This is a genomic window from Alsobacter metallidurans (assembly GCF_014636935.1).
Lineage (GTDB): Bacteria > Pseudomonadota > Alphaproteobacteria > Rhizobiales > Beijerinckiaceae > Alsobacter > Alsobacter metallidurans.
This window is the reverse complement of record NZ_BMES01000002.1, coordinates 214,929-227,361: the sequence shown is the minus strand read 5'-3', so window position 1 is coordinate 227,361 and position 12,433 is coordinate 214,929. Positions and strand designations below refer to the sequence as shown.

The following is a 12,433-nucleotide window of genomic DNA, read 5'->3' as shown; positions in this document are numbered from 1 at the left end:
ACGGGAGCTCACGAAAACGCCGCCCGCGTTCTCCCGAACGGGGCGGCGCAATCGAATTGGCCTCAGTGGCGCGACAGGGCGCGCGGCTGGGTGTGCGGGGCAATGGGAAGGACGGGCTCGACCTCGACGTCCGCCAGCCGATCGATGACCTCGGCGACGATCATGCAATCGTCCTTGTCGATGTCCTGCATCGGATAGAGGGCGTAGGCCTCCACCATCTCGACGATCTCGGCGTCCCGTCCGAAGGTCAGGACGCAGTTTTCACCCCGCATGAACCAGTCCGGCACCATCGCGCCGGCCTCGAAGGTCCAGCGCTTCTGGTGGGGCATGCGTACTCCTCAGACGGCCGCCTCGCGGGCCGCGGCTGCGGCGTTCGCGGCTTCAGTCCCGGCCTTGGTGCGCCAGAGCTGAAAGCCCGAGTCGCCGATCGCGGCTTCGATCGCCCGGCGCGAGAAGTTATGCGGCGGGTTCTGGCGGGCCTGCAGCACGCCGACGATGCCCCAGGGCGCGTAACGCTGCGGCAGCTTCGATCCCTCCGCATCGCCCGCGAAGGCGTTCAGGCCGTCCTTGGTCTGGGACGAGAACATGAAGATGCGCATGGGAACGGCTCCTTTGAAAATGGGCTACGCGCGACCGGTCGTGAGGCCCAGTGCGGAGCCTACGCCAGTCGCAAACAGGCCTACGCCTCAGCGGCGGCGGAAATTCGGTCGGCGCGCGCCGCCGGCTCCAGCCGGGCGCTCGTCCTTGTGGCGGTAGATCAACCGGCCCTTGTCGAGGTCGTAGGGCGACATCTCGACGGTCACGCGATCGCCCGTCAGGGTCTTGATGCGGAATTTCTTCATCTTGCCCGCCGTATAGGCAATCAATTCGTGACCGCTCTCGAGGCGGACGCGGAAGCGGGCGTCGGGCAGGATCTCGGTGACCTGACCTTCGAATTCCATCAGTTCTTCTTTAGCCATCAATCCTCAGGGGTTGAGGGCGGGTCGTCTCGGCGGCGCTGCGGCCGTCTCCCGCCTGCATGGGTCGGGGCGTCACACCCCGGCGGGGCGGCTGCCCCGAAAAAGCGAGAAGCCGTTCCGCATGGAACGGCTCCCCCAAATTCTCTGGCGGCTTGGTCCCAGGGACCACTGCCGCCTCCCATCAGGAACGCTTACGCGGCCTGGAGGTTGCCGGCGGACTGCTTGCCGGTGCGGCGGTCCGTCTCGAGCTCGTACGAGATCTTCTGGCCTTCGACGAGGCCGCGCATGCCAGCGCGCTCGATGGCGGACACGTGAACGAACACGTCCTTGCCACCCTCATCCGGCTGAATGAAGCCGTAGCCCTTTTGATCGTTGTACCACTTCACGGTTCCGGTAGCCATTTTCGATCGTCCTTCTTGAACTGCAAACGCACGTGGAGGCGCGGCCGCGAGAGCGTCCGTTCTCCGGTTCGTCGATGTTTGGAGAGATTGTCGCAGCGTGCGCCCGTGTTCAGGCGATGCGGCCCAGTCGTCCGGCCAAATGTCGATGGGCTTAATCTACGACCATATGGCCCATTTTTCAACCTCATCGGCCGTAATTTCTCAGACGCCATTTTTCGCGGCTGCGGGAAAACAAAGCTGGAGCGGCGCAGGTTAGCCCGCGACCGCTTCACAGTATTTGAAAGTGCTATCGCCTACGCGTGCTCGGGAAGCAGTTCACGGGTTTCGCGGCGCCGTTCAACGGACGAGGCCAGCTCCTGGATTGTGCTGAGGTCGAGAACGTGGACGCCGCCCTTCACCAGCCGCAGGAGCTTCTGGCGCTGCCAGACCTGCAACTGCTTGTTGGTGCTCTCGCGCGAAAGGCCGATGAGCTGGCCGAGCTCGCGCTGCGTGATCGCGATGTAGCCGCCGTCGGGCGACAGCCGGAGCAGCGCCTTGGCGAGGCGGCTGGACACGTCCAGAAAGGCGACGTCCTCGATCTGCTCGCTGGTGGCGCGCAGCCGGTGGCACAGCAGGCTGATGATGCGCATCGCAACCTGCGGCCGATCCTCGACCAGGGGAAGGAAGTCGCGCCGCTCCACCACCATGAGGTCTGTGTCGACCATCGCGACGGCGTCGGCCGAGCGTGGGGCGCCGTCGATCAGGGCGATTTCGCCCAGCACGTCGCCGACACGCATGAGGTTGAGCACCAGCTCGCGGCCATCCGGCGCGGGAACGCCGATCTTGATCAGGCCGCGCAGCACGACGAACAGGCTCTGGCCGGGGTCGCCCTTTCGAAACAAGAACGATCCGCGCTCCACATGCAGCGTGCGCGCATAGGAGGCGAGGCGGTCGAGGTCCTGCGGGTCGAGCGCCGCGAAAAAGGGGTGCGACAGCAGGAGACTGAGTCGGTGGTCGAGGCCGGGCCTGCGGGGGTCGGACATGGCGTAACCCTCCGGATGGTCGAAACAGCATCACCCTATGGCGGCGCGCACACAAGCGGCGTGCGCGAGCACACGCGTCAAACGACGGTTTCGGCGGCTCCGACCAGTGGGCCGCGCACGCTAACGACCTCGCAATTGTTCATCCAACGGCCGGTGAGATGCCGGAAAAAGGTGCCATGGCCGACAACCGCGATGGCGGTCTCGGGCCGCGCGTCGACCCATTCGGCGAAATGGCGGACGCGCTCCTGGAACACGTCCTCGGGCTCGTATGGCAAGCCGCGGGTGTCGAGTTCGCCGGCGTGCCACCACGGATCCGCGAGGTGGTCGAAGCTCCAGTGCGGGAAGTCCGCGCCCAACAGCGCGGGGCTGCGGCCGACGTCGCAGCTGCTTTCAAGCCGCTCACGATGCTTGCAGGTCACCAGCACGGGGACGTCCCGGTCGCCGAACACGCCGTGGGCGGTCTGCAGGGCGCGGGTCAGCGGCGACGCGATCACGAGGTCGACCGGCTCCTCGGCCATGCGGCGGCGCGCCTCCTCGACCTGCGAGAGGCCGAGCTCCGTCAATCGTGCGTCGATGTGCCCGGGGTCCTCGCCAGTCGTCTCGTAGTGGAGATTGAACGTGGACTGGCCATGGCGGATCAGGTGAACAATTCGGGTCATCGGCGGCTCGGATCGGGATCGGGTCCTTCATGTAGCGCCGGGGCGCCCGGCCCACAACTCCCCCGAAAAGCCGCCCGTACGTCATGGCGCAGCTTGCAAGCGAAGCCGTGCGGGGGCAGCGTCGCGCCATCATGCAAAAGAGATTCGCCGGTGGCTGACGAGCCGCTCGAGGTTCTGCAGCGCTGGTTCGGCCACAAGGCTTTCCGCGGACGGCAGGAAAAGGTCGTCCGGCAGGTCGTGGGCGGCGGCGACGCCGTGGTTCTGTTCCCGACCGGGGCCGGCAAGTCCATGTGTTACCAGGTCCCGGCGCTATGCCGCGAGGGGACCGGCATCGTGGTGTCGCCTCTGATCGCATTGATGCGCGACCAAGTGGAGGCGTTGAAGCAGGCCGGCGTCGCGGCGGCGGCGCTGAATTCCACGCTGAGCTCCGCCGACGCCTACGCAGTGCGGCAGGACTACCTCTCGGGCAAGCTCAAGCTGCTGTACGTGACGCCGGAGCGGCTGGTGTCGGACGCGTTCCTGGACTTCCTGTCGCGCGGGCGCATCGCGCTGATCGCCATCGACGAGGCGCACTGCGTCAGCCAGTGGGGGCACGACTTCCGGCCCGAATACATGCAGCTCTCGGTGCTCGCCGAGCGTTTCCCGGGCGTGCCGCGCATGGCTCTCACGGCTACGGCCGACCCGCAGACGCGCGAGGATCTGCGCCGCCGGCTGCGGCTGGAGGAGGCTCCGGTCTACGCCACGAGCTTCGACCGGCCGAACATCCGCTATTCCATCGTGCCGAAGCAGAACCCGCGGCGGCAGTTGCTCGACTTCCTCCAGCGCCACCGCGGCGACGCCGGCATCATCTACTGCCTCAGCCGCAAGAAGGTTGAGGACATCGCCCAGTATCTGAACGAACACGGCGTGCGCGCCCTGCCCTACCATGCGGGCATGGACCGGGCGGTGCGGGACGCCAACCAGGACGCGTTTCTGCGGGACGAGGGGCTGGCGCTGGTCGCCACCATCGCGTTCGGGATGGGGGTGGATTCGCCCTCCGTGCGCTACGTAGCGCATCTCGATCTGCCGGGCTCCATCGAGGCCTACTACCAGGAGACCGGCCGCGCCGGGCGCGATGGGCTGCCGTCCGACGCCTGGATGACCTACGGCATGGCGGACGTGGTGCAGCGCGGACGTATGATCGACGAGGGCGAGGCGCCGGCCGAGGTGAAGCGGGTGGAGCGGGCCAAGCTCTCGGCCCTGCTCGGCATCTGCGAGACGGCGGGTTGCCGCCGCCAGGCCATCCTGGCGCATTTCGGCGAGAGCCACCCGGGCTCGTGCGGCAATTGCGACAACTGCCTCAACCCGGTGGAGACTTGGGACGGGCTGGAAGCGGCCCAGAAGGCGCTCTCGGCCATCTACCGCACCGGCGAGCGCTATGGCGCGGCCTATGTGATCGAGGTCCTGCGCGGGATCGCGTCCGAGAAGGTGGTGCGCGCCGGGCACGACCAGATCAAGACCTTCGGCGTCGGGGCCGACCTCGACGAGAAGGTCTGGCAGTCGGTGATCCGGCAGCTCGCCGCCATGGGGGCCATCGTGGTGGATCACGACGCCTATGGGGCGCTGACGCTGGGCGATTCGGCTCGCGCCATCCTGAAGGGCGAGCGCCCGGTGCAGATGCGCAAGGACCAGGTGTTCAAGGCCGAGCGGATCACGCAGAAGTCGCAGCGCGCAGCCGCCGTCGCCAATCTCGACGAGGATGCGCAGAAGGTGTTCGAGGCGCTTCGGACCGAGCGCATGCGCATCGCTCGCGAACAGGGCGTGCCGCCCTATGTGGTGTTCCACGACGCGACGCTGCGCGACATGGCGACGATCAGGCCGCGGAACCGGGCGGAACTCGCGGCCGTGCAGGGCGTGGGCGAAGCCAAGCTCGACCGCTATGGGGCCGCGTTCCTGGCCGCAGTGGCGCGGGCGCAGGAAGCAGGCTGAGCGACGCTTCTTCGATCAGTTCGGCAGCACCACAATGCCGCTTTCCGAGAACCCCACCTGGATCTTCGAGCCCGGCGCGTGCACGGCGGCACGGCCGTTGTCGACCACGAAGAGCTCGCCCAGAGGGCTCGACACCCGATATTCCAGGCTGCGCCCCAGATAGGAGCTGTGCTCGATCACCCCCTCGACGCTCGCGCGGCCGTTGGCCACGGTCGTGATCGCGAGCGCATCAGGGCGCACCGCGAGCTTCACGGGGCCTTTCTTTGCGCCGCGCCGCGCGAGTTCAAGCTGGATGGAGCCGAGCCGAACGAGGCCGCGGTCGCCGCGCTCTTCCTCGAGCACGCCGTCAAGGATGTTGGCGTCGCCGATGAAATCGGCCACGAAGAGGTCCGCCGGCTGCTCGTAGAGCTCGCGGGGCGTCCCGGTTTGGGCGATGCGGGCGTTGGACATCACGATGATGCGGTCCGACACCGCCAGCGCCTCTTCCTGGTCGTGCGTGACATACGCGACAGTGAGGTTGAGGTCCTGCTGGAGGGCGCGGATGTCCTCGCGGACGCGGCGGCGCAGCTTGGCGTCGAGGTTGGAGAGCGGCTCGTCGAACAGCAGCACCTGCGGCTCCAGCACCAGCGCGCGCGCGACGGCGACGCGCTGCTGCTGGCCGCCGGAGAGCTCGGACGGGGAGCGATTCTCCAGCCCGGCGAGGCCGACCACGGCGATCTTCTCGGCCGCCATCTCGCGGGCCCGCGCTTTCGGAAGGCCTTGGACGGTGGGCCCATACGCGACGTTCTCGATCACGCTCATGTGCGGGAAGAGCGCGTAGGACTGGAACACCATGCTGACGTCGCGATCCGCCGCCGACAGGCGGGTGACGTCGGCGCCGCCGATCAGGATCTCGCCCTCGCTCGCCATCTCGAGCCCGGCGATGAGACGCAGCGTCGTCGTTTTTCCGCAACCCGACGGGCCGAGCAGCGTAACCAGCGTGCCGGGCTCGATCGTGAAGCTCACGTCGTCCACGGCCGTGACGAGGCCGTAGCGCTTGCTGACGTTGCGGAAGGTGACGGAGGCCGGAGCCTTGGACATGCGGATGGGTCCTTGGGGTTCAGCCGCCGGCCGCGACCGTGACGGGAGGCGCCTCGCGGCGGCCGAGCTTGCGCTTTCCGACGAGCCGGTCGAAGCCGAGGATCGCGACCAGCATCACGACGATCAGCACCGACGCATACGCGATCGCGATGCCGAACTCGCCGGCCTCGACACGCCCGACGATGTAGGTGGTCGCCATGTTGTACTTGGCCGAGACCAGGAAGATTACGGCGCTCACCGCCGTCATGGCGCGCACGAAGGAATAGACCAGCGTGGCCAGGATGGCGGGTCGCAGCAGCGGCAGCACGACGAGCCGCAGCGTGGTCCAGGAGCGGGCGCCCAGCGTGAGCGAGGCCTCGTCCAGGGACTTGTCGATCTGGCTCAGGGTGGCGACGGCCGAGCGCACGCCCACCGGCATGTTGCGGAACACGAAGCAGATCACGAGGATCAGCGCCGTGCCTGTGAGTTCGAACGGCGGCACGTTGAACGCCAGGATGTAGCTGACGCCGATCACGGTGCCGGGGATGGCGAAGCTCAGCATGGTGCTGAACTCGAAGGCGCGCAGCCCGGCGAAGCGCTGGCGGGTCAGGAGGTAGCCGGTCAGGAGTCCGATCACGGCCGTCAGCGGCGCAGCCATCGCGGCGACCTCCAGGGTCGCGAAAAACGAGTCCCAGGCGCCGCCCGAAAACACGAGGCCGCCAGCGCCCTGCTCGATGCGGAAGCCCGAGAGGTAGTGATCCAGCGTGATCGTGTAGTCGCGCCCGAGGCTGCGGACGAAGCCTCCGACCAGGATCAGCACATAGACGGAGGCGGTGAACAGCGCCCAGGGCAGCGCCGTGGCGTAACAGGCGACAGCGACCCGCTTCGGCAAAGGCAGCGGGAGGCCGGCGTCGCCCTTGCCGCCCACCGTGACGTAAACCTTCTTGCCGATCCACATCTGCTGGGCCCAGAAGGCGAGCAGCGTGAAGGCGAGCAGCACGAGGGAGAGCACCGCGGCCCTCCCCTGGTCGGTTGCGGAGCCCACCACGGCGAAGAAGATCTTGGTGGAGAGCACCTCGAAGTTGCCGCCGAGCACAAGCGGGTTGCCGAAATCCGCGAGGCTCTCGACGAAGCCGAGCAGAAACGCGTTGGCGAGGCCCGGCCGCAGCAGCGGCAGCGTGACGGTGCGGAAGGTGGTCCAGCGGCTGGCGCGCAGCGTCTGGGACGCCTCCTCGAGCGAGGGCGCGATGCCCTGCACGACGCCCACCAGCACCATGTAGGCGATGGGCGTGAAGGCGAGCGCCTGGGCGAGGAAGATGCCCGGCAGGCCGTAGATCCAGCGCGAGCGCGGGATGCCGAACCATTCGGACAGCCAGGCCGTCACCGCGCCGGAGCGTCCGAACAGCAGGATCAGCGCCAGGCCGATCACGAAGGGCGGCGTGATGATGGGCAGGATGGAGAGAATGCGCAGCGCGCCCTTGAGCCGGAAATCGGTGCGGGTCGCGATCAGCGCGAAGGCTAGGCCCAGCGCCGTCGTGGCGACGCCCACCAAAACACCAAGAAACAGCGTGTTCCAGGCGACGCCGCAGCGCAGTCGCCCTGTGACGCAGTCCAGCCCCCAGATGGACTGGTCGGTGATCTTGGCGACGAAAAGCGCGAAGTCGAGATGGCCGGCATTGTCCTGGAAGGCGCTGGCCAGGATGGTTGACACCGGGAAGAACACGAACAGCAGGATCAGCGCCACCACGATCCCGACCGCGCTGACGATGAAAGCGTCGCCCCGGCACCAGCCGCGGCCCGCGAGGCCCTGGCACATCAGCAGCAGGAAGCAGAGCAGCAGCAGGCCTGCTCCGAGGCCAAAGCCTGCCTGGCTGGGCCCCGGCCCGCCCATGAGGGCGGCCACCCAGGCAAAATTCCAGCCCTTGAGGCCAACCACGAAGCCCTGCTTCAGGACCGCCCAGAGCCCAAGAGCGCCGGCGAACACGAGGAGGCCGTTGCGCCGCAGCGGGTCGGCCGTGCGCCAGGCCACGGTGGCGACGATGAGCGGGATCAGAATGGGGGCGAGCCACCAGGCCTTGCCGGACAGAGCGAGCGCGAGCCCGCTGCCCGCCGGGCCAAGGGGATAGCCGGCCATTCCGGCGGGCGCCTGGAAATCGAGCCAGTACCAGGGCAGGAGCGCGTAGGCGATCCAGGCGGCGAGCAGCAAGGGGCCGCTGCGTACGGACTCCGCGCCCGTGCGGCGTTTGCCGCGCCCTTCGCCCGCCGAGCGGGGGCGAGAGGAGCCGCCCGCCGCTTCCGTTATGGCCGTCATGCGTGAACCTTCACAGGGTGGTGGTCAGGCCCGCGCGGGCCGCTCCCGGTCCGGCTTTCACTTCGGCAGGTTTTTCACTTCGGCGTCCCACTTGGCAAGCAGGCGCTTGCGCTCGTCGGAGGAGCCGTATTTGGCGAAATCGAAGTTGATCAACTTGATGTCGGCCAGCTTGGGCGCCTGCGGGGGGATGGGCGTCGCCTTGTTGGAGGGCACCTGGAAGGACTTCGCCGGCGCCGCCAGGGCCTGGGCGGCCGGGGTCAGCGCCCAGTCGTAGAACTTCTTGGCGTTGTCCATGTTCTTCGCCCCCTTGATGATCGACATCGAGCCGATCTCGTAGCCGGTGCCTTCGCAGGGTGCGACCGCCTTCATGGGCGCGCCGTCAACGATCATCATCACGTGGTCATGCAGGAACGCGATGCCGACCGTGGTCTCGCCGAGGCTCGTCGCCTTGGCTGGCGCGGCGCCGGACTTGGTGTACTGGTTGATGTTCTTGTGCAAGGCCTTGAGGTATTCGAACGCCTTCTGCTCGCCCATGATCTGCACCATGGTGGCCAGCATCGTGTAGGACGTACCCGACGAGTTCGGGTCGGCGACCTGCACCTCATCCTTCAGCTTGGGATCCAGCAGGTCGGCCCAGCACTTCGGCTCGGGCAGCTTTTTCTCGGCGATCAGCTTGGTGTTGTAGGCGAAGCCGAGCGCGCCCGAATAGATGCCAACGGTGCGGCCCTTGGAGCCCTCCCACTGGCGAACGGCCCAGTCGTTCAGCTCGGTGAGCTTGGGCGACTTGTATTCCTCGGTAAGGCCTTCCTCGGCGGCCTGCATGTGGGGATCGCCCGTGCCGCCCCACCAGACGTCGCCGCGCGGATTGGCCGACTCGGCCTTGACCTGCGCGTAGGTCTCGCCGGAGCTCTTGCGGGTCATCGAGACCTTGATCCCTGTCTCCTTCTCGAAGGCGGCCATCATCGGACGGCACCATTCCTCCTGCACGGAGCAGTAGACGGTGAGCTGTCCCTGCGCCGCAACCGGGCCGGCCAGAACAATCGAGAAGCCAGCCGAAAAGGCGACGCCCAGCGCGCGGCGTGTCAGAAACATGTCAAATTCCTCCCGAAACCCATTATTTTAAAGGAGTTTGCGCCGAGCGAGAGCGGCGCGTCAACTGTGGTTGCAGTTGCTGGCGCTTTCTAGTCGTGGACAGGGAGCCGCAGGCCGGTGATGTCCTGGAGAACCGCCGCGAGGCCAAGCGCGCAAGCAAGGATCGGCGCGCCCCCGAGAAGACCGCCCTCCCCCATGAAGTCGTTGGTGACGCCGCCGGCCTCGCGCACCAGCACGACGCCGGCCAGCACGTCCCAAGCGTTGATGTGCAGTTCCACATAGGCGTCGAGCCGGCCGGCCGCCACATAGGCGACGCCAAGCGCGCCCGAGCCGCAGCGGTAGAGCCCGCCGCCGCGCTCCATGACCCGGCCGCACAGTGCGATGTAGTCGGCGACCGGGCGGCGCATGCTCCAGCCGCATTCGATCGAAGCGGCGCGGATGTCGGTCGCCGCGGACACCTGCATGCGTTCGCCGTTCAGCGTCGCGCCCAGGCCGGTCGCGGCGGCGAAGAGATCGTCCTTGATGGGGTCGTAGATGACGCCGACGACGGGTTCGCCGCCCGCCACATACGCGATCGAGATGCAGAAATGCGCGATGCCGCGGGCGAAGTTGGAGGTGCCGTCGATGGGGTCGATCACCCACACGCCATCGAGACGGCCCGTGGCGCCATGCTCCTCGCCGATGATCCCGTCGTCGGGGAAGCTCGTTTGCAGCAGCCCCGAGACCAGGGTCTCGATCTCTCCGTCGACCTCCGTGAGGAAATCCTGGCTGCCCTTCATCACGTAGGCGCGCGCCTCGCGATGTCCGAAGCGTTCGCGCAACACGACGCCGGCTTCGCGGGCGACCTCGACTGCGCGCGCGAGCCGCGCCTCCAGCGAACCGACCATTGTCACAAATCCCCCTCAGACGACGGGACCGTAGCGGCGCGGCGCCCTGTTGCGAAGAGAAAATGCAGATTGGGGCACAATCGCCCAAAAATTCAGCATCCTGCTCCAGGACGTTGATGGAGCTTGATGATTCGTCGCCGGACGCATGCAGCGAGGTCATGGCCGGGCTGTTGAAAACACCGATGTTGCAGTGCAGCAAAGGGTGTATTCCAATTGCAACGTCTAGAACAGGAAGCGCTCGGGGATCTCACAACAGGAGATGACCCAATGGCCAACTCGGCTCTCGCCCTCAACGCCCTCGCGCATGTGGGTTCGGATCGGCAGCCCCGCGCGGGACTGCTGTCCATGATCATTGAAGGCATCAAGGCTTCCCGCCGCCGTCAGGCCGAGCAGGTCGTCGCCAACTACATCCAGCTGAATGGCGGCCGCCTCACGGACGACCTCGAGCGTGAAATTTCGCGCAAGTTCGGCGACTACGCCGGCTGATCAGCCGCGACCAACCCGGCCGAGCGCCCTGCGCCGGCCGGGCGGGCTGCCCACTCAAGCTGAACGCGACGCTGGCCCGCCCGCTTCCGGCTCGGGCAACCCGAACCGGACCCGCCTCGCCCGCGCGAAACTGCCCGCCGTTTGAGGCTTTACGAACAAGGTCGTGATGGCCGGGTTCTCGGCCCTGACCCTTTTCTCGATCGAGTCCACGGCCCGCTCGATGTCGGGCGTGCGCAGATCGTCGTCGAATTCCACGCTCAGCGAAGCCGTGATCTGGTCCGGCGCAAGATGCGTCGTCAAAACGCCGTTGGCGTTCACCACGCCGGGTTGTTCGCGAGCGATCCGCAGGATGAGTTCGCTGGTTTGCGGATCGGCGGCCTCGCCGATCAGGAGACCCTTGGTTTCGCGGGCCAGCAACAGGGCCGTCGCGGCCAGGAGGCCGCCGATGGCTAGGGATCCGACGCCGTCGAGTTCCGGGGCGCCGACCCGGTCGGCGGCGAAGGTGGCCGCAAGCGCGATGACGAGCCCCAGCATGGCGGCGCTGTCTTCCAGCAACACAGTGAAAGTCGCCGGGTCCTTGCTCCGCCTAATGGCGCTGAACACGCTTCGATCCGGGTTGCTGCCGCGAAACTGGCGGTAGGCCACCGTCCAGGAGATGCCCTCGAAGAACAGCGAGAGCCCGAGCACGCCGTAGCTGACAAGTGGCGATTCGTTCGGTTCGGGGTCTTGAATGTGGATGACGCCCTCGTACACCGACACGCCGGCCCCAACCGCGAAGACCAGCAGCGCGACCACGAAGCTCCAGAAATAGAGCTCGCGCCCGTGGCCGAGCGGATGCTCCGGATCGGGCTTCTTGCCTGAGCGGTGGATGCCGTAGAGCAGCAGCACCTCGTTCAGCGTGTCGACCAGCGAATGCACGGCCTCGCTCAACATCGACGAGCTGCCGGTCCATCCCGCGGCGATGAACTTCACCACCGCAATCGCGAGATTGCCGAATAGGGCGGCGTAGACTGCCGGTTTCGCTGTATGCCCAGACGCCATCGTGCCTTCCCGCATCTCCAGCCTATGGCTTGGACCCGGCCAACGGGGTTTGATCCGGGAACGTTCCCGGGCGGCGCGCTCGGGCCCAAACGCAAGCGGCGCCCCGGAGGGCGCCGCGCGGTCTCTTTGGAAATCAGAGGCTAAATGGTTGGCCTGCGTCCGCGCATCAGGCCGACCACGGCCGAGATCACGAACAGGACGATCGCCACGTAGAACAGGAGCTTGGCGCCCTCCATGGCGGTGCCCGCGACGCCGCCGAAGCCGAGCGCCGCAGCAATCAGGGCGACAACGAGAAAAATGATGGCCCAACGGATCATGGTCAGATCCCCCGGGACTTGGCGTCGGCGTCACGCACGGCGTCCTTGACGCCGCCGGCCGCGTTCTGGAGCTTGCCCTTGATCTGGTCAGCCTTGCCTTCGGCGTTCAGCTTCGCGTCGCCTGTCAGTTCGCCGGCGGCTTCCTTGACCTTTCCCTTGGCCTGATTGAAGGCCCCCTTGATCCGATCGCTGTCCATGCTGGTCTCCCAAGCTTCAGGTTGCAGAAGAACG

15 protein-coding genes are annotated in these 12,433 nt (G+C 67.1%); 2 read left to right on the top strand and 13 right to left on the bottom strand.

What is annotated here, in order from left to right; translation table 11 throughout:
• Positions 1–62: 62 nt before the first annotated feature.
• The 6 genes from IEV99_RS11425 to IEV99_RS11400 all read right to left on the bottom strand — a co-directional run bounded on the left by IEV99_RS11425 (position 63) and on the right by IEV99_RS11400 (position 3,041).
• Entirely contained in the window at positions 63–329 is a 267-nt protein-coding gene (locus IEV99_RS11425) for a hypothetical protein (protein WP_188517922.1), read from the bottom strand.
• A 9-nt stretch (positions 330–338) separates the two neighbouring features.
• Positions 339–599, bottom strand: a complete 261-nt coding sequence (locus tag IEV99_RS11420; RefSeq protein ID WP_188517921.1) for a hypothetical protein — start codon at positions 597–599, stop codon at positions 339–341.
• 87 nt (positions 600–686) lie between these two features.
• Positions 687–959, bottom strand: a complete 273-nt coding sequence (infA, locus tag IEV99_RS11415) for a translation initiation factor IF-1 (protein ID WP_188517920.1) — start codon at positions 957–959, stop codon at positions 687–689.
• Between the two features lie 191 nt (positions 960–1,150).
• Entirely contained in the window at positions 1,151–1,360 is a 210-nt protein-coding gene (locus IEV99_RS11410) for a cold-shock protein (protein WP_188517919.1), read from the bottom strand.
• 293 nt (positions 1,361–1,653) lie between these two features.
• Positions 1,654–2,382, bottom strand: a complete 729-nt coding sequence (locus IEV99_RS11405; RefSeq protein WP_188517918.1) for a Crp/Fnr family transcriptional regulator — start codon at positions 2,380–2,382, stop codon at positions 1,654–1,656.
• 77 nt (positions 2,383–2,459) lie between these two features.
• Positions 2,460–3,041 (bottom strand): histidine phosphatase family protein, encoded by a 582-nt coding sequence (locus IEV99_RS11400; RefSeq protein WP_188517917.1) that lies wholly within the window; start codon positions 3,039–3,041, stop codon positions 2,460–2,462.
• 150 nt (positions 3,042–3,191) lie between these two features.
• Between IEV99_RS11400 and recQ the strand changes: the two genes are divergently transcribed.
• Positions 3,192–5,009 carry a DNA helicase RecQ gene (gene recQ / locus IEV99_RS11395; RefSeq protein WP_244643822.1) on the top strand — a complete coding sequence of 606 codons (1,818 nt, stop codon included), beginning with the start codon at positions 3,192–3,194 and terminating at the stop codon, positions 5,007–5,009.
• A 15-nt stretch (positions 5,010–5,024) separates the two neighbouring features.
• Here the strand turns inward: recQ and IEV99_RS11390 are convergent, their stop codons facing one another.
• From IEV99_RS11390 to IEV99_RS11375, 4 genes are all read right to left on the bottom strand, one after another.
• Positions 5,025–6,089: an ABC transporter ATP-binding protein gene (locus tag IEV99_RS11390; RefSeq protein ID WP_188517915.1), complete on the bottom strand. Its 1,065-nt coding sequence runs from the start codon at positions 6,087–6,089 to the stop codon at positions 5,025–5,027.
• Positions 6,090–6,108: 19 nt separating this feature from the next.
• Entirely contained in the window at positions 6,109–8,379 is a 2,271-nt protein-coding gene (locus IEV99_RS11385; RefSeq protein WP_188517914.1) for an ABC transporter permease, read from the bottom strand.
• Between the two features lie 57 nt (positions 8,380–8,436).
• Positions 8,437–9,471 (bottom strand): ABC transporter substrate-binding protein, encoded by a 1,035-nt coding sequence (locus IEV99_RS11380; RefSeq protein ID WP_188517913.1) that lies wholly within the window; start codon positions 9,469–9,471, stop codon positions 8,437–8,439.
• An 89-nt stretch (positions 9,472–9,560) separates the two neighbouring features.
• The gene (locus IEV99_RS11375; RefSeq protein WP_188517912.1) at positions 9,561–10,358 is read right to left on the bottom strand and encodes an inositol monophosphatase family protein; all 798 of its coding nucleotides are present in this window, start codon (positions 10,356–10,358) and stop codon (positions 9,561–9,563) included.
• A gap of 267 nt (positions 10,359–10,625) precedes the next feature.
• Here IEV99_RS11375 and IEV99_RS11370 point away from each other — a divergent pair, with 267 nt between their 5' ends.
• Positions 10,626–10,844, top strand: coding sequence for a hypothetical protein (locus tag IEV99_RS11370; RefSeq protein ID WP_188517911.1), 219 nt, complete (start codon positions 10,626–10,628; stop codon positions 10,842–10,844).
• A 54-nt stretch (positions 10,845–10,898) separates the two neighbouring features.
• Here the strand turns inward: IEV99_RS11370 and IEV99_RS11365 are convergent, their stop codons facing one another.
• The 3 genes from IEV99_RS11365 to IEV99_RS11355 all read right to left on the bottom strand — a co-directional run bounded on the left by IEV99_RS11365 (position 10,899) and on the right by IEV99_RS11355 (position 12,399).
• On the bottom strand, positions 10,899–11,885 hold the full coding sequence (locus IEV99_RS11365) for a cation diffusion facilitator family transporter (protein ID WP_188517910.1): 987 nt from the start codon (positions 11,883–11,885) through the stop codon (positions 10,899–10,901).
• A gap of 140 nt (positions 11,886–12,025) precedes the next feature.
• Positions 12,026–12,202: a DUF1328 domain-containing protein gene (locus IEV99_RS11360; RefSeq protein ID WP_188517909.1), complete on the bottom strand. Its 177-nt coding sequence runs from the start codon at positions 12,200–12,202 to the stop codon at positions 12,026–12,028.
• A 2-nt stretch (positions 12,203–12,204) separates the two neighbouring features.
• On the bottom strand, positions 12,205–12,399 hold the full coding sequence (locus IEV99_RS11355) for a CsbD family protein (protein ID WP_188517908.1): 195 nt from the start codon (positions 12,397–12,399) through the stop codon (positions 12,205–12,207).
• Positions 12,400–12,433 lie beyond the last annotated feature (34 nt).